The sequence below is a fragment of the Hymenobacter sp. R533113 genome, from assembly GCF_056835965.1.
This window is the reverse complement of record NZ_JAKWBD010000001.1, coordinates 1,068,147-1,089,522: the sequence shown is the minus strand read 5'-3', so window position 1 is coordinate 1,089,522 and position 21,376 is coordinate 1,068,147. Positions and strand designations below refer to the sequence as shown.

The 21,376-nt window shown below is 53.0% G+C and carries 15 protein-coding genes and 1 pseudogene; 8 read left to right on the top strand and 8 right to left on the bottom strand.

Annotated features, from left to right (window positions below; all coding sequences use genetic code 11):
- Positions 1-56: 56 nt before the first annotated feature.
- Positions 57-1,550 carry an SDR family oxidoreductase gene (locus tag MKZ35_RS05060; RefSeq protein WP_482512109.1) on the top strand — a complete coding sequence of 498 codons (1,494 nt, stop codon included), beginning with the start codon at positions 57-59 and terminating at the stop codon, positions 1,548-1,550.
- 142 nt (positions 1,551-1,692) lie between these two features.
- Here MKZ35_RS05060 and MKZ35_RS05055 read toward each other — a convergent pair whose 3' ends face one another.
- A complete protein-coding gene (locus tag MKZ35_RS05055) occupies positions 1,693-1,917 on the bottom strand; it encodes a DUF2905 domain-containing protein (RefSeq protein ID WP_482512108.1) in 225 nt (74 codons plus the stop codon).
- A gap of 48 nt (positions 1,918-1,965) precedes the next feature.
- Entirely contained in the window at positions 1,966-4,515 is a 2,550-nt protein-coding gene (locus MKZ35_RS05050) for a type IA DNA topoisomerase (RefSeq protein WP_482512107.1), read from the bottom strand.
- Between the two features lie 238 nt (positions 4,516-4,753).
- Here MKZ35_RS05050 and MKZ35_RS05045 point away from each other — a divergent pair, with 238 nt between their 5' ends.
- On the top strand, positions 4,754-5,833 hold the full coding sequence (locus MKZ35_RS05045; protein WP_482512106.1) for an NAD(P)-dependent alcohol dehydrogenase: 1,080 nt from the start codon (positions 4,754-4,756) through the stop codon (positions 5,831-5,833).
- A 284-nt stretch (positions 5,834-6,117) separates the two neighbouring features.
- Entirely contained in the window at positions 6,118-7,362 is a 1,245-nt protein-coding gene (locus MKZ35_RS05040) for an NADP-dependent isocitrate dehydrogenase (protein ID WP_482512105.1), read from the top strand.
- Here the strand turns inward: MKZ35_RS05040 and MKZ35_RS05035 are convergent.
- Entirely contained in the window at positions 7,359-7,925 is a 567-nt protein-coding gene (locus tag MKZ35_RS05035; protein ID WP_482512104.1) for an IS630 family transposase, read from the bottom strand. The two genes, MKZ35_RS05040 and MKZ35_RS05035, sit on opposite strands and share 4 nt — an antisense overlap.
- A 24-nt stretch (positions 7,926-7,949) precedes the next feature.
- Here MKZ35_RS05035 and MKZ35_RS05030 point away from each other — a divergent pair, with 24 nt between their 5' ends.
- Both MKZ35_RS05030 and MKZ35_RS05025 read left to right on the top strand, forming a co-directional pair.
- A complete protein-coding gene (locus MKZ35_RS05030; RefSeq protein ID WP_482512102.1) occupies positions 7,950-8,342 on the top strand; it encodes a hypothetical protein in 393 nt (130 codons plus the stop codon).
- A gap of 41 nt (positions 8,343-8,383) precedes the next feature.
- Positions 8,384-8,647: pseudogene (locus tag MKZ35_RS05025) on the top strand (NADP-dependent isocitrate dehydrogenase); the annotation flags it as partial.
- A gap of 165 nt (positions 8,648-8,812) precedes the next feature.
- Here the strand turns inward: MKZ35_RS05025 and MKZ35_RS05020 are convergent.
- From MKZ35_RS05020 to MKZ35_RS05000, 5 genes are all read right to left on the bottom strand, one after another.
- Positions 8,813-9,886 (bottom strand): SDR family oxidoreductase, encoded by a 1,074-nt coding sequence (locus tag MKZ35_RS05020; RefSeq protein ID WP_482512101.1) that lies wholly within the window; start codon positions 9,884-9,886, stop codon positions 8,813-8,815.
- Between the two features lie 364 nt (positions 9,887-10,250).
- Positions 10,251-11,003, bottom strand: coding sequence for a carbonic anhydrase (locus tag MKZ35_RS05015; RefSeq protein ID WP_482512100.1), 753 nt, complete (start codon positions 11,001-11,003; stop codon positions 10,251-10,253).
- A gap of 82 nt (positions 11,004-11,085) precedes the next feature.
- Positions 11,086-12,684: a SulP family inorganic anion transporter gene (locus MKZ35_RS05010; RefSeq protein WP_482512099.1), complete on the bottom strand. Its 1,599-nt coding sequence runs from the start codon at positions 12,682-12,684 to the stop codon at positions 11,086-11,088.
- A 177-nt stretch (positions 12,685-12,861) separates the two neighbouring features.
- The gene (locus MKZ35_RS05005) at positions 12,862-14,265 is read right to left on the bottom strand and encodes a sensor histidine kinase (RefSeq protein ID WP_482512098.1); all 1,404 of its coding nucleotides are present in this window, start codon (positions 14,263-14,265) and stop codon (positions 12,862-12,864) included.
- A 98-nt stretch (positions 14,266-14,363) separates the two neighbouring features.
- The gene (locus MKZ35_RS05000; protein ID WP_482512097.1) at positions 14,364-15,041 is read right to left on the bottom strand and encodes a response regulator transcription factor; all 678 of its coding nucleotides are present in this window, start codon (positions 15,039-15,041) and stop codon (positions 14,364-14,366) included.
- A 329-nt stretch (positions 15,042-15,370) separates the two neighbouring features.
- On the opposite strand from MKZ35_RS05000, the gene MKZ35_RS04995 reads away from it, so the two are divergent.
- The 3 genes from MKZ35_RS04995 to MKZ35_RS04985 all read left to right on the top strand — a co-directional run bounded on the left by MKZ35_RS04995 (position 15,371) and on the right by MKZ35_RS04985 (position 21,345).
- Positions 15,371-16,153 (top strand): polysaccharide biosynthesis/export family protein, encoded by a 783-nt coding sequence (locus MKZ35_RS04995; protein WP_482512096.1) that lies wholly within the window; start codon positions 15,371-15,373, stop codon positions 16,151-16,153.
- Positions 16,154-16,255: 102 nt separating this feature from the next.
- Complete coding sequence (locus MKZ35_RS04990; protein WP_482512095.1) at positions 16,256-18,640, top strand: GumC family protein; 2,385 nt, start codon at positions 16,256-16,258, stop codon at positions 18,638-18,640.
- A gap of 56 nt (positions 18,641-18,696) precedes the next feature.
- Positions 18,697-21,345 (top strand): oligosaccharide flippase family protein, encoded by a 2,649-nt coding sequence (locus MKZ35_RS04985; protein ID WP_482512094.1) that lies wholly within the window; start codon positions 18,697-18,699, stop codon positions 21,343-21,345.
- Positions 21,346-21,376: the final 31 nt, after the last annotated feature.

Sequence of the window (21,376 nt, the reverse complement as noted above, 5' to 3'; positions counted from 1 at the left end):
TACAACTAACGAGTAACTCAGCGGTTCTTCTTTTATCTCACTTCACACCTCCGCCCATGAAGATTCTGCTTACCGGCGCCAATGGCTACATCGGCCAGCGCCTGCTTCCCCTCCTGGTAGAGGCAGGCCATGCGGTGGTGTGCCTGGTGCGCGACCCACGCCGCTTCACGCTGCCCGAGCGCCTGCGGGAGCAAGTCACCGTAGCCCAAGGCGACTTACTCCAGCCGGCGTCGCTACAGGAGTTACCGCTCGATATTGACGTGGCCTATTACCTAGTGCACTCCATGAGTGGCGACGACCGGGATTTTGTACGGGCGGAGCGTCAATCGGCGGAGCATTTTACGCAGTATATCAACCGCACCTCGGCGCGGCAGGTCATTTACCTTAGCGGCATTGCCAATGACCGGGCTTTATCGGCGCATTTGCGCTCGCGCCGGGCAGTGGAGAGAGTGCTACAAAAGACTGAGAAAGCTAAGCTTACCGTGCTTCGGGCCAGTATTATCATCGGGTCGGGGTCCGCGTCGTTTGAGATTATTCGGGATTTGGTAGAGAAGCTGCCGGTGATGATTACGCCGCGTTGGCTGAACTCCCGCTGCCAGCCCATCGGGGTGCGCGACGTGATGTTTTACCTGACTTCCGTGCTCGACAACCCCGATTGCCTGGGGCAGAGCTTCGATATTGGTGGACCTGATGTGCTGACTTACAAGCAGATGCTGCTGGGGTTGGCCGAAGTGCGTGGCTACCGCCGCTATATTCTCACCGTGCCGGTACTCACGCCGCGGCTATCGTCGCTTTGGCTGTTTTTGGTTACCAGCACCACGTTTTCGCTGGCGCAAAGCCTGGTAGAAAGCCTGCGCAATGACACGATTGTTGCCACCAAGCGCAGCATTTCGCAGGTTATCCGGCACGAGTGTATGGGCTACGCCGAAGCGTTGAAGCTAGCCTTCACCCGCATTGAGCAGAACGAGGTAATCAGCAGCTGGACCGATGCGCTGAGCAGCGGCGTGATGGAGCGCAACTACATGGACTTCGTGCAGATTCCGCAGAACGGTATGCTCTTCGACCGGCAGGAAATGGCCTTCACCCGCGACCCCGACGAAGTGCTGCAAAACGTGTGGAGCATCGGCGGCGAAAGAGGCTGGTACAAAGTGGATTGGCTGTGGCGGGTACGCGGCCTGCTCGATAAGTTCGTGGGCGGCGTGGGTTTGCGCCGGGGTCGTCGCTCCCCCACTGACCTGCGGGCCGGCGACCAGCTCGACTTCTGGCGCGTGCTCGTTGCGGACCGCCCCGGCCGTCGCCTGCTGCTCTATGCTGAAATGAAGCTACCCGGCGAAGCGTGGCTACAGTTTCGCATCGTGCCTGATGAAGTCAGCGGCGGCCACCGCTTAGAGCAGCTGGCTGCCTTCCGACCTGAAGGCTTAGCTGGGCGTTTGTACTGGTACTCGCTGGTGCCCTTCCACTTCATCATTTTTAAAGGAATGGTAGAGAATATTGCTCAGTATGGCGCCGTTCCGGGCATGACGGCAGTGCCGACGCCAGCGCGCGGCTGATCGGTTTATATAAAGTCCGTCATGCAGAACGCAGTGAAGCATCTCGCGTGTTTAGCTGGATTAGTAACCTAACATCAGCACGCGAGATGCTGCGCTCTGCATGACCGCTTTCTAAATTTCTCCTTTCAAAAAAGCACCCCAATTAACTTCCCAACCGCCGTACCAGCCACATAATCAGGCTAAATAATACGCTCAACAACAGCATCGACACGAAGGGCATATACAGCCGGAAGCCCGGCCGCTCCACGCGCACGTCGCCGGGCAGGCGGCCGAACCAGCTAAACCAGCTGCCGCCACCGAGCCACAAAAAGCCCCCCAGCAACGCCAGGCCGAGGCCGAGAAGTACGAGAAGTTTACCGATAGGCATAGTTGAAGTACTTCAATTGCGAGTTGTGAGTTGCTAAAGCCGAGCTACTTACTTCTTCTCAAACACGAATTCTACCTTCCCTTCCGCCAACTGCAACGCGGCCTCAAACTTCTGGCCGGTGCGCTGGGAGGTGAAGCCACGGATAACGCCCGTTTTGCCCCGCCGCAGGAGCTGAGCAATTTGCGCTTCGGTAAGCAGTCGACCACATAGCTCCAACGGCACCCGAAACTGGCAGTCTTCGCGGAAACGGGAGCAGCCGTAAGCCGCTTTGCCGCGTAGCATGGTGCCTAATCGACATACTGGACACGGAATTTGCTGGGGCGATTCGGCAGAGGCGGGCTTGCTTTCGGCGGCGCGCACCAGTTCCAGCGTGTACTGAGGTGTGAGGCGCACGGCCGCGTCAAACTTCTGGCCTAAGTCGTCGATGAAGCCTTTGATAACCGGCGTACGACCCTTCGTAAGTAAGGCCGATATTTGCTTATCCGTCAGGTTTTTGCCTTCAAACTGACCGGGTAGGCGCATAGTGCAGCCCTCGCGCCAGCGTGAGCAGCCGAAGGCCGATTTGCCCCGCAGTACATGCCCTTGCCCGCAAGCCGGACACTCGCCTAAGCTGCCGGGCACGGCTGGCGCAGTGGACTTGGCCGCCGTGGGGGACATATTTCTTACGGGTGCATTTGATTTTTGCCCCCCAGCAGCCACAATGCCCGGCGTACTGATGCTGATACCGCGACCGGAGCCATCGGCTTTTACTTCCAGCACCATCTCGCGCACCAACGTTTTCAGCTCGCCTAGAAATTGATCAGAGTCAAGGTTGCCGGCTTCGATCTGGCGCAGCTTCTGCTCCCACTGGCCCGTTAGCTCCGCCGATTTCAGGGTGGGATTGCGGATGAGACCGATTAGCTCGACGCCGGTGGGCGTGGGCAGAATTTTCTTTTTATCACGACGGATGTAGCCGCGCTTGAATAAGGTCTCGATGATGGCGGCGCGGGTACTGGGGCGACCAATACCGTTTTCCTTCATGGCTTGGCGCAGCTCGTCGTCGTCCACGTTGCGGCCGGCGGTTTCCATGCCGCGGAGCAGCATCGCCTCGGAGTATTCGCGCGGCGGCTGGGTTACTTTTTGATCCAGGCGGGGCTTGTGGGGGCCATTTTCGCCTTGGGTAAACGAGGGCAGCACAGTGCTCACCACATCGTCGTCGCCCTCGCCAGCGGCTTTGGGGGCCGATGGAGCCTGCTGCTTTTCCGGGTCGCCGTACACGATGCGCCAGCCGGGATTCAGAATCTGCCGGCCCCGTACGCGGAAAGGGTGCGCGGCGGCCTCACCCGTCACAGTCGTGTTACTGACTTCGCAATCGGGATAAAATGCCGCCAGGAAGCGGCGCACGATGATGTCATACACGCTGCTTTCGGAGCCGCCCAGGCCGCCGGCACTCGCGCCGGTTGGGATAATGGCATGGTGGTCGGTGACTTTGTTGTTATTAAAAACCTTGGTCGACTTGCGAATTTTACCCTCCAGCAATGGCGCAGTCAGACCAGAATAGCCCCCCAGACCGCGCATGATACCGGCAATTTTGGGGTACTGGTCGTCAGGCAGAAACGTGGTATCGACGCGCGGATAGCTCACTACTTTCTTCTCGTAGAGGCTCTGCACGGTTTTGAGCGTGTCCTCGGCCGAGAGCCCCAGCTGGTTGTTGCACTGCACCTGCAGCGAGGTCAGGTCGAATAAGGACGGTGGCGTTTCGAGGGCCTTCTTGATTTCCACGTTGGTGACGGTGAAAATTGCCCCCCGCACCGCCGCCAGCGCCGCGTCGGCTTCTTCCTGGCTCACAAAGTAGCCACGGGCTTTCAGGCGGGCTTTTTCGTCGGGCTCATCGTCGTCGGCCTTATCCTTTTTGGGTGGCGCGACGTGGCTGAACATGGTGCCGCGGTACTCCGTGCGCAGCACCCAATAGGGCTCGGGCTTGAAGTTTTGAATCTCGTGGTAACGGTCCACGAGCAGGGCCAGCGTAGGCGTTTGTACCCGCCCGATGCTAAGCACTTGCTTCTGGCCGGCGGCGTATTTGAGCGTAAACAGGCGCGTGGCGTTCAGGCCCAGCAGCCAGTCGCCCACGGCGCGGCTCTTGCCAGCCTGATAGAGCCGGTCGAACTCGGAGCCCTCGCGCAGGTTGGCAAACCCCTGACGGATAGCTTCTTCCGTGAGCGATGAAATCCAGAGGCGCTTGAAGGGCTTGCGGTATTTGGCCTCCGTGAGTACCCAGCGTTGAATGACCTCTCCCTCCTGCCCCGCGTCGCCGCAGTTTATTACTTCTTCAGCGTTGGCCAGCAGGTTTTTAATCACGTTGAACTGGCGCACTACGCCATCGTCGCGGCGCATGAGCTTGATACCAAACGAGTCGGGCAGCATGGGCAAATCGTGGATGCTCCAACGCTTCCACTCGGGGCGGTAGTCCTCGGGCTCGCGCAATTGGCAAAAGTGGCCAAACGTCCAGGTGACTTGATAGCCATTGCCCTCATAGTAGCCATCCATGCGCCGGTTGGCGCCGAGTACGTTGGCTATTTCGCGGGCTACGCTGGGCTTTTCGGCTATACAGACTTTCAAATCGCAGATGTTCGCTGATTATACACTGATTTCGCTGAGTAAAGGCAGCGAAGAATCAACAAAGATAACGCGGTAAAAGGTCGCTGACAGCGTCTCCTTAAAGCCGACGATTTAAGAGATCTAAATCTTACCAAACCCCACCTAGTTGCAGCCGTAACTTATCGGTAGCCTGGCTACTCAAGCTACTGGGCTTTGCGCCGCTCTTTTTCCACCTCCAAAACCAACCTCTTTCTATCCTATGGAAGCCATCAAGACCAAAGCCTACGGGGCCACCAATTCGATTTTTAACGGCCTCGCGCCCATGGAAATAGAGCGGCATCCACCCCAAGCCGACGAAGTACATATCGACATTCTTTATTGCGGCGTGTGCCATTCCGACTTACACCAGGTAAAAAACGACTGGGGCAACACAGTATATCCTTGCGTGCCCGGCCACGAAGTAGTGGGTCGCGTGACGGATGTGGGCAGCGCTGTTACCAAGTTCAAAGCCGGCGACATGGTGGGTGTGGGCTGCATGATTGACTCGTGCGGACAGTGCCAACCCTGCCAGCACGGCGAGGAAAACTATTGCCAGGGCCCCGTCAGCTGGACGGCCACTTACAACGGCCCCATGAAGCCGGATGGCAGCGGCGCCAATACGTTCGGCGGCTACTCGACTAACATGACCGTGAAGGAATCGTTTTTGCTGCGCATTCCGAAGGGGCTTGATGTCAGTGCGGTAGCGCCGATTCTGTGTGCTGGCATTACTACCTATTCGCCCATGAAGCACTGGAAGGTGAAAGCCGGCGACCAGGTAGGCGTAGTGGGCCTGGGCGGCCTGGGCCACATGGCCGTGAAGCTGGCTAAAGCATTGGGAGCTAACGTAACCGCCATTACCACTTCCAAAGACAAGCAGGCGGATGCCGAAGCAATGGGCGCCGACAAAGTGCTGTTCTCGACGGATGCAGATGCCATGAAGCAGCACGAAGCCTCCTTCAGCTTCATCCTCAATACCATCCCCGACAAGTACGATATCAACGACTACGTGAGCCTGCTCAATCTGGATGGTGCAGTGGTAGCGGTGGGGCTGCTGGGCGAGTATAAGAAGCCGCTCAACAACATGGAGGTAGCCAAGTTCAGGCGTACCGTGGCGGGCTCTATTATCGGGGGCATTGCCGAAACCCAGGAGGTGCTGGACTTTTGCGCCCAGCACAACATTCTGCCCGACGTAGAAATGATTCGGATGCAGGATATTAACAAAGCCTTCGACAAAATGATGGACAAGGAAGTACACTACCGCTATGTCATTGACATGCAGTCGTTGAAGGACGCGGAGTAAGCGCTTTTTTATACGAAGTCAAAAAAGCCCCCCAGAAGCATTTGAATAGCTTCTAGGGGGCTTTTTTGGCTTTCACCAATGATTGGTTTCAGTAGAGAAATTATTGTCAGCTGACTTTCGAGGCACGGCAAAGCGCCAGCACTGAGTGAGGCCGACAATTAAATAATAGGTGTTTTGAGCAACAAGCTTGTTGAATTTTGATAGTAATACTTTCAGATACCAAAGCAATACTTACATTTGCCTTCGATTGTTGATTTACCTCCTCACCCTACTTCTCTACTTGTATGGAAGCCCTGCTTTCAGCAGCCCCGGTTGCACCCACTAAATATGCCCCTGCGCCTATCACCGTTGCCACTGGTGATGGAATTGGCCCTGAGATAATGGCGCAAACGCTACGAATTCTGGAAGCAGGCGGCGCGCAGCTGGCACCTGAGTTTATTGAGGTAGGCGAGCAGCAGTACCGGGCCGGCCACAGCTCGGGCATTGCTCCTGAGGCCTGGGACTCTTTGCGGCGGACGGGCGTACTATTGAAAGCCCCTATTACCACTCCCCTGGGCGGAGGCTATAAGAGCCTGAACGTGACGCTGCGCAAGACACTGGGGCTGTATGCCAATGTGCGCCCCAATCGCTCTTTGCACCCGGCTGTGGCAACACGGTTTCCTACCCTGGACGTGGTTATTATTCGGGAAAACGAGGAGGACCTGTATGCCGGCATCGAGCACCAGCAAACGCCTGAGGTAGTGCAGTGCCTCAAGCTGGTGTCGCGGCCGGGCTGCGAAAAGATTGTCCGCTACGCCTTTGAGTACGCCCGGCGGCAGGGGCGGCGCAAGGTGACGTGCATGACCAAAGACAACATCATGAAGCTAACCGATGGGTTGTTTCATCGGGTGTTCACGGAAATAGGCAAAGAGTACCCCGATATTGAGCAGGAGCACCAGATCATTGATATTGGCACGGCACGGCTGGCCGATACGCCCGAGCGCTATGACGTGGTCGTGACGATGAACCTATACGGCGACATTATTTCGGACGTCGTGGCGCAGATTGCTGGTTCCGTGGGCTTGGCTGGCTCGGCCAATATCGGCGAGAGCGGGGCTTTGTTTGAAGCCATTCATGGCTCGGCTCCCGACATTGCAGGCCAGGACATCGCGAATCCTTCGGGCCTGCTGCAAGCCGCTCTCATGATGCTACGCCACCTTGGTCAACATGAGGTAGCTCAACTGGTAGAAAACGCCTGGCTGTGTACTCTTGAGGACGGCTTGCACACGGCAGATATTTACCGTGCTGGGGTTAGTCAGGTGCGGGTGGGTACTGCTGCCTTCGCCGACGCCGTTATTGCTCGTCTGGGCCGGCAGCCGAACCAACTTCGCACTGCTACCCAGCCGGAAACTGCCTCGGGTCAGGCGGCGGCCAAGCTACCCGCCGCCTCTACCCCTCGCCCCCGCCCGCAGCAGGACCTGGTGGGCTGTGATATATTCCTGCTAGCCGATAAAGCCGTGCCCGACGAGTTAGAGCAATTTTCAGGTTAGTGTACGTGGTAGCCACAATGGTCAAACCAGTTTTTCGCGTCGGCTTCGGTCACCCATTCGATGGCCGTTTGGATGACCGTCTCCAAGGCGTCGCGGGTGCGGGCCTGGGCCGTGCGGAGCCAGGTTTTGAGCTTGCTGAAGGCGAGCTCAATGGGGTTGAAATCGGGTGAGTACGGCGGCAAATACAACAGGCGGGCCCCGCGGGCTTCGACGCGTTCGGCCAGGCCAGCCACTTTGTGGGCCGGCAGGTTGTCGAGCACGACCACGTCGCCGGGCACGAGCGTGGGGCCGAGCACCTGGTCGAGATAGGCGGCAAACACGTCGCCGTTGAGGGCCCCGCTCACGGTCATGGCCGCTTGCAACCCGTTCGGAGTCAGCGCCGCCACGAGCGTCACGTTCGGTCCGCCGTGCAGGGGCGTGGCTTGCGGGGCGCGCTGCCCGCCTTCGGCGCGGGCGTAGCGGCGGCAGTAGGTCAGGTTGGTGCTGGTTTCGTCCACAAATTTGAAACAGGCAAACTCTTCGGCTTGCACGTCTTCGAGAAAGGCCGCCCGCAAGGCCCTCACGCGCTCGGTATCACGCTCGGCGGCGTGGACGCTCTTTTTCGCCGCCAGTCCAGCGCCTGCACGGCGCGGCCCATCGTGGCTGGGCTCACACTCGGGCCGCCCAGCGCGGCCACCCACACGCGCAACTCGTCCAGGGTCGCGTCGGGCTGCTGGCGCAAGCAGGCCGCCAACTCGGCGCGGGCTGCCGCGTCCAGCAACGGCGCGGGGCCGCTGCGGTGGGGCAGCGCGGCCACCGACCCACTCGCCCGCTGGCGCTGGCGCAGCTTTTCGACAAACGAGACCGAAACGCAGAACCGGGCGGCGACGGCGGTTTGCGTGGCACCGGGCGCGGCGCACGCCGCCGCCACCCGCTCCCGTAAATCATTCGAATACGCTTTCATATCCAAAAGATACGCCCAAACCCATACATCAACCTAAGAATCGCTCTAGGTCAGCAGTTGACAGAGCTGGCCGGGCCTGATTTAAAGCTAAAAATAATCACTAACCGGGGCGTGAAAGTGTACCCGCAGGGTCATGCCGAAACGTTCTGCACCGACCACTGGCGCTGCCGCTTCGTGGATGCCGCTGTGGCTGGTCCCGAGTCGCCCTATCGGGTTATTGATTACCCACAGGTGTTAGCGCTAATGAACCGCCTTACCGTCGCTGGCCTCACCATCATCAAAACGGAAAACCTGTATCTGTTCGATGGACAGCGCGGCTTCTCGCTGGGACAAGGTGAGTAAGAAGTCATAACCAACCCTTCCACAACCCAAACCTATTCTTGAATGCGCGCACAAAAGAGCCCCCCAACTCTCCGCAAGGAGAGGCTGGGGGCTTTTTTGGTATTTGTAGCTGACGAAAAGCTGATGCCCTACGCTACTCAAAAACCCGACTGCCTATACACTTGCTTAGTGCACTTCGCGGGTGCCGTCGGGATAGGTGGTAGTGCCGTGTTTGGAGAGCTTAGCTGAATTGCCGTTTCGCGAAGAACTCAACAAAGCAGCCGTAATAGCTACGCCCGCGCCAATCAGCGCCGCGGCCGCTAGTGGATGCGTGGTAGCAGCGGTGTAGAAGCTGGTTTCGCGGGTATAGCCGGGGTAGTTGCCGCGCTCTTCCAGGGAGCCGATAGGGCCGTCAAGCCCATTATAATCCTGGGACTGGGGCGGATAATCAGCTTTTTCCTGCTTGGCAAACACGTTCTCCATAAACTTATCGAGCAGGCTGGGTACCCAGTTGTTCATGGCCGTGATAGCACGGCCGCCACCGCCCACGGTTATTTCGCGCTCGGGAGTTTCGCAGCAGTGCAGAATGGCGCGGGCTACCGTTTCGGGGGCGTAGGCGGGCGGCGCGTGCTGGGCCTCGCGCTCCATGTAGTTTTTGGCGTGCAGCGGGTAGGGCGTGTCGATGGCGGCGGGCTTGATGAGGGTGACAACTACCGGCGCCTCATCCATTTCCAGCTCCATGCGCAAGCCATCGGTGAAGCCTTTCACGGCGTGCTTGCTGGCGCTATAGATGGTTTGCAGAATGGCGGTGGTTTCGGATAATATACTACCGATGTTGATGATAGCGCCACCCTTCTGCTTCAGGTGCTTCGTGGCTTCCAAGGAGCCATAAATCAGCCCCCAGAAGTTGGTGTCGAACAGCTTGCGCATATCCTCAGTGGGTACCTCTTCGATCTTGCCATAAATGGATACCCCCGCGTCGTTAACCCAGGTATCGAAGCCACCGAACGTAACCGCTGCCGCTTGCGCAATGCGGCGAATGTCATCCTGTTTGCTTACATCGGCCACTACATAAATGGCTTGACCACCAGCCTTTTCAATCTCATTGGTGAGTTGCTGCAAGGCATCTTCGCTGCGGGCTGCCAGCACCAGGCGGGCGCCTTTTTCGGCGGCCATCCGAGCCGTAACGAGGCCAATACCCGATGAGGCGCCCGTAATTACGATTACTTGATCAGAGAGCTTCTTTAGTTTGGTTTTCATAGCGTTAGGTTTCAGTGTATTCCATTCTCTTACGGTATTGCCACGGACTAGTGTTGCGCCTTGATCAAGATCTATCTGCCCGACCCACCTATTTCTTTGAGGGCTACTTTCCGGATGGCTAACAGGGGAAGTAGCAGGCCAGACTGATAATTATCATTGCTACCCAACTGTAGGTAAGCCAGCAGGGGGTTGGGGGGCTTTTTGGACATAAAAAAACCTCCGCGACTAAGTAGCCACGGAGGTTTCCCAACTGCCGACGTATCCCCCTCAGTTTACGCCAACCAGTGGTAGCAATAAGCACCAACAATAGAAATGACTTCTATTCTGGTGATGAGAGCTAAAAGCTTTACAGCTATTGTGGCAGTTAAGCCATCTTTTGCATTGGGGCTTTATTGTCACGACCTTCCTTTTCGCCCTTTACCCCGGCGGGCTCATTAGAGCCCAAATCCTCTTTAGCCTCCACTTGTTCCTCAAGCACTTCCTCGGCGTGCTTCATGGCTTCGGTGCCATAGATATGCTTTAAGTCAGCTATCATTTCGTCATTTACCTCCAGATCTTTCAGCAAACCAACCTTGATATCATATACCAAGCCGTGCAGTCGCGGAGGATTCTCACCTTTCATGGCATTCTGAATGATGTTGGTTTTGCTCAGGTTGCGTACCTGCTCAATTACATTTAGCTCTACCAGACGCTGGAGTTGTTGCTCCTCATCCTTGATATCCAAAAACTCGGCTTCGTGCAGCCGAATAACGTCGCGGATGTTAGTGAGCCAGTTATCAATAAGACCATATTGTTTACCTGCCGCCGCCGCTGCTACTCCGCCGCAGCCATAGTGACCACACACCATAATGTCTTTTACTTTCAATACTTCCACCGCGTACTGAAGCACCGACAGCAGGTTCATATCGGTATTCACGACCATGTTGGCAATGTTGCGATGCACGAACATTTCGCCGGGGCCCGAACCCGTAATGGCACTGGCAGGAACGCGCGAATCGGAACAGCCAATAAACAAATAGCGCGGCTTTTGTCCTTTAGAAAGCTTTTCAAAAAATTGCGGGTCTTGACTCCGCATTTGCTCCACCCAACGGCGATTTTTTTCGAGAATCTCTTTCATCAGAGGGTATGTTAAAACGTAAGTAGAGGTTACTTGTAAGACCTGACCTTACTTGGGTCATACAAGCTATTGAAGTTACTAATCAATGACCGAGTATCGGTACTTCGGTGATGTTGCGCACTTCCAGGTTGATGTCGCGTTCGGAAGCCGTAATCCGATAATTTTGAATAGCTTCCAGCACATCATAATCAATATACTCGGAGTCGGACCCATCCAGAATAACATGCTTTCCGTTGGGAATTCGGTCGAGAGTGGTAACGATGCTAGCCTTATTGAGGAAGGTAACATGCTCCGATAACTTGATATGAACCGTGTTGGTATCTTGGCTTGGCTCGTCGTGGAAGTAGTAAGCCGACTCCAGATTGGCTTTCAGGATGTAAAATATGCCGACTGCTAACCCAAAGCAGACGCCTTTGAGCAAATCAGTGAATAGAATGGCGACCACCGTAACAACGAAGGGCAGAAATTGGGGCCAACCCAAACGCCACTGGCTGCTATACAGCGCAGGCTTGGTGAGCTTAAAACCGACAATTAACAGTATGGCTGCCAAAGCCGAGAGCGGAATCTGATTTAGGAAACCAGCCAGGAACAGCAGGCTTCCCAATAAGAGCAGACCATGAATGAAGGCGGAGACTTTAGTTTGCCCCCCAGCATTAATGTTGGCTGAGCTACGTACGATAACGGCCGTAAGGGGCAAGCCACCGATAAGACCACTTATTACGTTGCCAACACCTTGAGCCAGAAGCTCCCGATTTTGGGGGGTATGACGCTTGTGTGGATCGAGCTTATCAACCGCTTCTACGCTAAGCAAGGTTTCCAGCGAAGCCACAATGCCAATGGTAAAGGCTACCACGTAAGTAGAGCCCTTGGTAAGGAAGCTCCAATCCGGGAAGTTTAGCTCCGCCACTAAGTCACCGAACGACGAGATAGTAGGCAGCTTTACTAAGTGCTCAAACTGTAACTGTAAGCTAGGTGCTGCCAGTCCAAGCAGCTTATTCATTATAATAGATAACATTACCACTACTAAAGCACCTGGTACCAGCCGTACAAAGGACAACCGGCGAACAAATTTGGAATCCCAGGCTAATAGGATGAATATCGAAACGGCTCCGATTATTGCCGAACCGGGCTGAATAGAGCGCCATGCCGCTCCAATAGCACTGAAAGTATTTTCACCATTGAACTGCAAAAAGTTCATGTCCTCGAAGTAGTCGCTATCAGCCCCTAGAAAGTGAGGTATCTGCTTCAGAATCAGAATCATACCAATGGCAGCCAACATGCCGCGAATGACGGACGAAGGAAAGTACATGCCGATGATACCAGCTTTGGCGAAGCCTAGTACCAACTGAAGAATACCAGCCAGCACAGTCGCTGTGAGCACCGCCTCAAAAGAACCCAGCGTGCTGAGGGCAGACACGATGATGGCCGTAAGACCAGCTGCTGGACCGCTTACACTCAGCTGCGAGCCGCTTAGCAAAGAGACCAAAACGCCCCCCACAATGCCGGTGATAACACCCGAAAGCAAAGGCGCACCCGAAGCAAGCGAGATACCCAGGCATAAGGGCAAGGCGACCAAAAACACAACCAAGCCGGCGGGCGCGTCTCTGGATAGGGTACTTAAATAGTTAGTGGTAGGGGCCTTCAAATCGGTTGGAGGCGTAGATGAAGCAACTTTTGGCATGGAGGGAGATGCATCGTAAGTACAACAGTAGCTATCAGCACCTATTACTGATACAACACTTTCATACGATACAAACCTAGCCTCCAGTCGTTAAGATCTGATTAAAATCATATTAAAACCAAATTAAAACAGGATGTCTCCCACGTTAGGTGAGTAAGCACAACTACAAGGAGTGTACTACACGGTGGCTATTGGCCAAGTCAGGCGAACCCGCGTTCCGATGTGTAGCTGGCTCTCCACCTCAACCAAACCGCCATGCAAACCCATAATTTTGGCAGTGAGGGGCAACCCAATGCCATGCCCCGGAACATTACGCACCGTTTCGGCCCGAAAGAATGGTACAAATACTTGCTGACGATCGGCTTCATTCATACCCAGACCGAAGTCAAGCACCTCGAGTATAACCCGATTTTCGGTGGTGCTGAGCGTTGCTATAATGGGCTTATTGGAGCTGCGGGAGAACTTACAGGCGTTTTCTAATACGTTGAGGATAGCGGCCAGCAACAAAGCTTCGTTGCCGCGCACTTCGAAGGGCGTGGCTTGCCCATCTTTAGAGTTCTCGTTGAAAGCTAAATCGATGCGGCAGATAGGCTGGCGTCGCTGCATTTCTTCGTGGGCCTGCAGCAGCAGCTCATCCAGCCGGACTAAGCTAAGGGTGATTTGCGACGGGTCGTCGGAGGCGCGCGCTATCTGAAGCAGGCCATTGGTGAGGTTGCTCAGCAAGCGGGCCGCATCGAGGGTGCTGCGTAATGTGCGCCGATACTCATCGGGAGTCCGCTCCTGAAGCAGAGCAACCTCCAGCTCACCCATGAGGGCTGCCAGAGGCGTGCGTAGCTCATGAGAAGCATCACGGACAAAAGTACGCTGACCAGCAAAAGCTGTTTCGAGCCGATTAAGCAGGCTATTAAAGCGCTGAGCCAAATGTGACACTTCATCCTGACCATCCACCTGCGACAAGCGACGGTGTAGATCGGAGGCAGTAATGGCATCTACTTCCTGGACAATCCGCTGCATAGGCCGCAGTGCCTGGCGGGCAAAAAACCAGCCTCCAATGCCAACCACACTTAACGAGGCCAAAAAGCCCCCCAGCAACCGGCGCCGCAAGCTGCGCAACTGCCGCTGACTGTCCGCATCTAGGGAGGAGGCCACTACTACAAAATCCCCACGCTGGGCATCATGGTAAAGAACGCCGATGGTCTGGCGCAAGTCTTCATCCTTGATGACAACCTGCCGCTTTGCACGCACTTCGGCTAGCATTTCAAGCGGTATTGGTTTGAGGCGTCCCTCACCTTCTTGAAATACCACCTCGTTTGCATCATTGTACACGCGGGCTTCTTCCTCGGGTAGTGTACGATAAAACTGGCGCAGATAGCGCCGGTAAGAAGCTCGGCTAGCTTCATTGCTCCGGTTGGTGCCGTCCAGATAGACGTGGGCTACCACACGGGTGCGAGCCAGTAGGTTAGCTGTAAAAAACTCCTGGCGGGATTGGTAGGTAAAATAATAAATCACCAGGGAAAACACCAACAACGTAATGGCCAGAATGGCCGCAAATTGTAGTGCCAGACGCGTCCGTATGGTCATAAACGAATACTAATGATACGCGACTGCTATGTTGCGTGAGGAATACCTTTCACGATATAGCGAAGGATACGAGAGTAGGCAGCACCAAAAAATGCCCCCTACTCTTCCTTCATCACGTAACCCATGCCTACCAAGGTATGAATAAGCTTAGGGGAAAAATCTTTGTCAATTTTCTTTCGCAAGAAGTTGATATACACATCAATAACATTGGAGCCGGTATCAAAGGATGTTTCCCAAACCTGTTCCAGAATATCAACCCGCGACACTACCCGCTCCTGATTGCGAAGTAGATATTCAAGCAGCGCAAACTCACGGGCGGTTAGCTGAATAGTTTGATTAGCGCGCTGAACCAGTTTGCGGCCGGAGTCCAACGTCAGGTCGGCTAAGCGCAGAATGATTTCAGGCGATGGGCTTTCGTGCCGCCGCCGCACCAAGGCCCGAATCCGCGCCAGCAGCTCCTGAAAAGCAAAGGGCTTCACCAGGTAGTCATCGGCCCCTGCATCAAGCCCTCGAATCTTGTCATCTGTCTCGCCTAAAGCAGTGAGCATCAGGATGGGAACCGCTGAGTTTTGGGTGCGGACCTGCCGACATACATCCAAGCCGTTGAGCCCAGGCAGCAGATTATCCAGAATCAGCAGATCAAAAGGCTCAGCCAGGGCCCGCCGCAAACCAGTGGGGCCATCGGCTGCCACCTCTACGGTGTGCTGCTGTTCGGTTAAGCCTTTTTGTAAGAAGGCCGCAACTTTGGGCTCATCTTCTACCAACAAAATTTTCATAGACAAGTATACGAACCGTCTTTCAGGAACCGAGATTTGCCCCCCAAGTGAATTCGGTGAATGGTTGAAAGGCTGTTACAGCCTTGGCAATAGGTAGCCCTACTGTTAAGCTCAGAAACCTTGAGTCTTATAAATCCGTAACCATAAGGAATTGTTAAATCCAAAAAACTATAATAAATATTTAATTATTTCTTGATAATCATAAAATATCAGACTACTTTTACTATATAGTACTAAATAAGCTTGTCATTTTTACAGTTTCGCTTGCTTTTTGCTTTAGCCTTTGCTTCTTCCTTATTCTACCCCCTTCCTGAACACACCACTTTTATATGATCCGTCCCCTCTACGCATTGGCCTTACTAGCACTTAGCGGCCTTGCCTCCTGTGTCTCGACTAAGGATATCAGCTACCTGCAAGACTCTGACTATTCCAGAACGCAGGCAAAAGCAGTGACCAATGAGCGTCAAGAGTACAAGCTTGCGACAAATGATGTATTAAATATCACGGTTCAAAGCGCACAGCCCGAGTTGACTCAGGTTTTTAATCTGAATAGCGGTCAAGGAAACTTTGTTAGCGGTGACCCAGGGTCTCAGTATACTAATGGCTATGTTATTGATGCGGGGGGCAATATCACGTTGCCTACTGCTGGTCGTCTCCCCGTTCGGGGGCTTACCGTGTCGGAGGCCCAACGCTCTATTCAGAATGCTGTAAATAATTATGTCCGGGGAGCTACGGCCTCAGTCAAACTGGTTAGCTTTAAAATTACGGTTCTGGGCGAGGTTAGAAACCCAGGCTACTTCTTCATCCAAAACCCGCAGGCTACCCTATTGGAAGGCTTGGGACTGGCTGGTGACCTTACCCCGCTCGGTAACCGTCGGAATGTAAAATTGATACGCCAAACCCCAACTGGCTCTGAAGTAGTACTACTGGATCTGACGAAACCTAATTTACTTTCCTCACCTTATTACTACTTACAGCCCAACGATGCTATATATGTAGAGCCGGAGTCTGCTTTGACTCAGCGTGCGAACATTAATAACCTAAGCATCGTTTTTGCGGGCTTAACTACAATAGCCGTAATAGCAAACTTAATTCTAACTGCAAACAGATAATATAAGCTGCAAATAACTCATATAGAGCTGATTTACAGCAGCATAAATTCATGGTTTGTAACTTGTATATAAACGCAGGCTTTTCTCTTTCTAGTTACCCAGATGAACAAGCAAGAATCTTCGGATGAGCTGAACCTGAGCACTTTGCTCTTTAAATTCAAACACTATTGGTATCTTTTTGTCATCATACCAATCGTGTTGCTGGCTACCACTTGGCTCAAAGTTCAAACCACGGCTCCAGTGTACCGTTTTCATTCTACCATTCAGTTGGCTGATCGTGCAACACCAGGTTCACGTCAGGCGCAGGAAGTGCTTACGCCTAATGAAAGCCGCAATGAGCTTACCAGCGTAGAGGATGAAATTAGTGTACTCACTTCTACCGCGTTGGTACAACAGGCGCTTGATAAGCTCGACTTCGGAGTGTCATATTTTGACGTCAGTGACTCCTTTGTTAATAAGCTTGGCGACCTGAAAGTTCAGGAGCATTATCAAGATGCTGGTTACACGGTAAAGCCTGACACAATTGCCCCCCAGGTAACTGGAGTGCCTTTATATATAGAGTTGCGCCCTGATGGGCTTTACCACGTACAGGGGGAGGCAGATAAAGCTTACCTGACCGATATGCGCACAGGCGCTACCTTAGAAACCATCGACAACTTCACCTTTAATGAAGTAGTACGCCCGGGCCAGGTTTTGCGCACGCGACATCTTACGCTCACCATCACACCAACCGATTCAGCGAAGGCCTTACCTGAAGTTGCTAAGCGTTATTTCGTGCTCAACCACCCGCAAGGCTTGCTAGGTGAATATCAAGGCAAGTTGGTAGTAGAGCCGGCCGAGCGATTCGCCCATGTGCTCAGGCTTACGGTTAAAGGCTCTGTCGCTGCCAAAGAGACTCGTTTCCTTAATACACTCATGGAAACGTATGTCTTAAATGATCTTATTGATAAAAACCGCAAAGGCAGCAAAACCTTTGAGTTCATCGAGTCACAGATAACGAAGGTTGCCGACTCTTTGCGCCGTTCGGAAGCTGCCCTTGCTTCCTTTCGGGCTTCGCGCGGTATGGTGGACGTTGGTGCTCAATCTAGCTCGGGCATAGGCAAGATTAGCGAACTGGAGAACCAGAAGGCTCAGCTTCTGACGACCCGTCGCACGTATGAGAGCGTTTTGAGTGCGCTTCGTACTAATTCGAGTGAAGCGGCCGTAAGTACATGGGCAAGCGCGGGTGTTAACGATCCGGTGCTCGATACCCAGTTGAGTGACCTGGCCCAGCTCACCAGCCAGCGGGCTGGATTAGCAGTAAGTGCTAATGATGATAATCCGGTATTGCAGGCACTCGATAGCCGAATAGAGAGCCGTCGGGGGTCGCTCCAGCGCAGCCTTACTGGTTTAATACGCTCCTCTGATGCAACGTTGGCCGATATAACCAATCGTCTGGCCACCATTAAAACTGCCATTAATCAGATGCCGGAAAACCAGCGTCAAGAGGCTCGCTTGCGTACCCAGACCACTCTGAATGACCAGAACTACAACTTCCTGATGCAGAAAAGAACGGAGGCAGCCTTGATGTTGGCAACCAATGTGAGCGACAAGAAAATTGTAGACCGCGCCCAACAGTCTGATAACGCACCAGAAAGTCCTAAAGGCAAACAAATGTATATGTTTGCCGTATTGGCGGGGTTAATGCTTCCTGCTGGGTTTCTTTTATTGCGCGACCGTACCGCTCAGACGGTGCAAAGTGCTGATGAGCTTAAGCGTGTTACAAATGCTCCATTTCTGGGGCTGATAGCTGATGCTGGTCGCAAAATTCGGTTGGCTCGTATGGAAATGCCACGCTCCGCCGTTACTGAATCCTTCCGTACGGTACGCGTAAATCTGCAATACGTAGCAGCCGGCCCCGACCGACGTGTCATCGGCTTCACTTCCTCAACCTCTGGCGAAGGCAAGACATTTTGCTGCACTAATCTAGCTGCTGAATTAGCTCTTTCCGGACGACGCACTATTCTAATAGAAACAGATATGCGTAAGCCAACGGTAGCCGGTTATTTCGGTTTCGATTCTCGTCATGCCGGTTTGTCATCGTATTTGAATGGGGAATGCAACTTGACAGAAGCCATACAGCAGACTGATATCCCTAACTTAACGATCCTGGCGGCCGGCCCAATTCCGGAGAACGCTCTGGAACTGCTGGAAATGCCACGCATGGCTACTCTTATAGCTGAGCTGCGTAAATCCTATGATTATGTAATTGTGGATGCTCCGCCACTGGGCTTAGTATCAGAATATTATATTCTTAATCAATACACTGATGTAACCATCTTTGTGGTTCGTCATCGCTACACGCAGCGTAATATGCTGTCGCAAGTACAGGAGTTGGCTCAACGCCAGACTGGCAACCAGCAGCTCTACGTACTGTTAAACGGCGTTAACTTCTCATCTACTTACGAGTACCGCTATAAGCGCGAATCGGCTTATTACACAGCTTAGATTCGCCTTGCGTAGCTGTCAAACCTGACGGTTTTGCTCCCAGATTTTCAGTGTCAATGAGTCAGAATCTATCCTCGCGTATCCTGCACAGCATTAAATGGACTACGACGGCCACCTTCGCGATTGCCGCGATGCAGGTAGGCTATAGTGCCTTAATGTCGCGCTTGCTTACTCCGGCAGATTTTGGCTTAGTCGCTATGGCTGGGGTTGTTTTAAGTTTTGGGGGTTACTTCGCTCAAATGGGCTTGGAGCAAGCCCTGATACAGCGTACTGAATTGAGCGATGAGGATGTACGTGTAGCCTTTACAGTTTCAGTACTTCTGGGAGTGACCTGCACCACCATACTTTGGTTTATAGCTCCCTTAGTTCCGCTTTACTTCAATAACCCTCATGTAGTACCTATACTACAAGTAATGGCGGTTAGCTTAATGATCACAGGCTTGTCGGCTACGTCTATTAGCCTGCTCAAGCGCCGCATGGCCTTTGATACACTAAGCAAAATAGAAGTAGCCTCCTATATAATTGCTTACGGAGGTGTAGGATTAGGAATGGCTTTTCGGGGCCACGGCGTCTGGAGCTTGTTAGGGGCCACGATTACCCAAGGTATATTATTGGGTGTATTAGCTTACTGGAATGTCCGCCACAGCATACGACCACTCTTTAGCTGGGAGATATTTAAGCCCCTGTTTGCTTTTGGTGGTCGGGTATCCGTCATCAGCTTCTTAGAATTTCTGGGAGCCAACCTAGACCAATTATTTATTGGTCGTCTGTTGGGTGTACGAATGGTAGGTATCTATAACCGGGCTTTTATGCTTGTGTATTTACCCGTACACAACATGACAACTAGTATAGCGCGGGTACTGCTCCCAGCCTTCAGCACGTTGCAAAATGATCGTAAGCGCTTAAGCCAGGCATATCTCACTACTCTTTCCCTTACTAGCTACGTGGTGTTGCCTACTTGCCTGGGAATAGCCACTACGGCCGAGCCTCTGGTGCAGGTAATGCTTGGTGACCAATGGCTGGAGGCAATTCCTATAGTTCAGATTGTAGCCTTTGTTGTAGGGCTAAACATGCTATCTACTTTTGGCGGCATTTTATTTGAATCACTAGCAGATCTTAACTTCAAGCTGGGCCTGCAAGGAGGATACGTGATTATACAAGCTCTACTTATGATCTATGCCAGTCGGTTTGGACTAATAGGTTTGACTAAGGCTATGCTGGTGGGTGAAGTGTTGCGTCACTTAGCATATCTTATAGCTGGTAGACGTCTCCTGAGCTATTCATTTTTTGATATCGTATCCACTTACCTGCCAGCCATTGTAACAGCTACAGTTGTTGGTTTGGCTTCCTACGGATTAACAAAGTTATTCTCTGGTTCACAAATGCCAGCTTTGGTACAATTGCTGGCTCATATATTGCTCTGCGGAGTTTTACTGATTGGTATGCTAACCGTTAGTATTACCCGCCCTATCCGCATGCAGCTAGATGAGCACGTATTGAGCAAACTCAGCTTTTTACAGCAGTCGCGCCCCTTGAGACAGATGCGTCTGACAGTGGCTAAAATACGGTTACGGTTAGCTCAAGTAATTCAGCGCAAGCTTTTGGGCTCTATGGTAGGCAACTTGCCTGGTACCGCTTTGCGCTCCTTAGAAGAAGTATGGGGTTGGGAGGTAGTTAAACCCCATGTACGCACAATGCGCACCTTGTCAGCGCCCACCACTCAGTACTATGGTTTTCCTGAACATTATCCACCTTACTTCCGACGCCATAAATCCTTTGAAGCAAGGCTAGCATATTGGCTTTGTGATGTGTGCGTGGCTCCCGCCAACGGGCTAACATGGCTTCCAAATGCTGATTATGTGTTATCTGAAAGTATAGGTGACGTGCGCCGGCTTATGGGCTGGGGCAACATAATGCCACACTTACACTTGCTCCATACACGCCGTCCTACTCAACTTGCCGAGACTAGCTTAGTGGTAGCAGCTGCACCTTCGCCATTTTTTCACTGGCTTTTTGAGACCTTACCCAACTTGCTTACCGCATTAGAGCTAGCTCCTGAGGTGCGAATTTTGATCCCTAAACACTATCCTGCGTTTGTACACCAAGCCTTAGAGCTACGCTTAGGCGACAGCTTTGATCAGAAGATTATTATAGCTGAGGAGCCTCTGCGCATCCCTAATTTACTTCTTTTACAGACCGAGATTGATGCAGGCTTTGTGCCTCCTGTAGCAATAGATATATTACGCACAACTTACATTCCCAACTACGAACAATTACCCACCGGCCATCGTGATATTTATATATCACGGCGTTATGCACCTAGAAGGGCTATGGCCAACGAGGTAGAGCTTGAAAATGCCCTACGTGAACGAGGTTTCGAAATAGTCTACTGCGAGAAATTAAGCTTTGCAGAACAAATAAACCTGTTTAGCCAAGCTAGAACAGTTGTTGCTCTTCATGGTGCAGGTCTTAGTAACATAACATGGTCCCCCAAGGGACTACGGGTGCTGGAAGTGTTTCCAAGTGGTTATTTTAATGACTGTTATGCACGCTTAGCCGTTCAACTAGGGTTTGAGTATAGTTATGATACATGTGGGCAAGTTCAGGGCAAAAATGCCTCCGGCACGATTTCAGTGGCAGATGTAGTAGCTCGACTACCGATTATAGCACCTCAAGCAGTAGGGCTGGCACCTGTTTTTCAGTAAGCTTGTACACACACAATTGTATGCAGGACTA

What these genes read in the sequence shown, in the direction of transcription:
- MKZ35_RS05060 (WP_482512109.1), top strand. Translation starts at nt 57, where the DNA reads ATGAAGATTCTGCTTACCGGCGCCAATGGCTACATCGGCCAGCGCCTG.
- MKZ35_RS05055 (WP_482512108.1), bottom strand. Translation starts at nt 1,917, where the DNA reads ATGCCTATCGGTAAACTTCTCGTACTTCTCGGCCTCGGCCTGGCGTTG.
- MKZ35_RS05045 (WP_482512106.1), top strand. Translation starts at nt 4,754, where the DNA reads ATGGAAGCCATCAAGACCAAAGCCTACGGGGCCACCAATTCGATTTTT.
- MKZ35_RS05040 (WP_482512105.1), top strand. Translation starts at nt 6,118, where the DNA reads ATGGAAGCCCTGCTTTCAGCAGCCCCGGTTGCACCCACTAAATATGCC.
- MKZ35_RS05020 (WP_482512101.1), bottom strand. Translation starts at nt 9,886, where the DNA reads ATGAAAACCAAACTAAAGAAGCTCTCTGATCAAGTAATCGTAATTACG.
- MKZ35_RS05015 (WP_482512100.1), bottom strand. Translation starts at nt 11,003, where the DNA reads ATGAAAGAGATTCTCGAAAAAAATCGCCGTTGGGTGGAGCAAATGCGG.
- MKZ35_RS05010 (WP_482512099.1), bottom strand. Translation starts at nt 12,684, where the DNA reads ATGCCAAAAGTTGCTTCATCTACGCCTCCAACCGATTTGAAGGCCCCT.
- MKZ35_RS05005 (WP_482512098.1), bottom strand. Translation starts at nt 14,265, where the DNA reads ATGACCATACGGACGCGTCTGGCACTACAATTTGCGGCCATTCTGGCC.
- MKZ35_RS05000 (WP_482512097.1), bottom strand. Translation starts at nt 15,041, where the DNA reads ATGAAAATTTTGTTGGTAGAAGATGAGCCCAAAGTTGCGGCCTTCTTA.
- MKZ35_RS04995 (WP_482512096.1), top strand. Translation starts at nt 15,371, where the DNA reads ATGATCCGTCCCCTCTACGCATTGGCCTTACTAGCACTTAGCGGCCTT.
- MKZ35_RS04990 (WP_482512095.1), top strand. Translation starts at nt 16,256, where the DNA reads ATGAACAAGCAAGAATCTTCGGATGAGCTGAACCTGAGCACTTTGCTC.
- MKZ35_RS04985 (WP_482512094.1), top strand. Translation starts at nt 18,697, where the DNA reads ATGAGTCAGAATCTATCCTCGCGTATCCTGCACAGCATTAAATGGACT.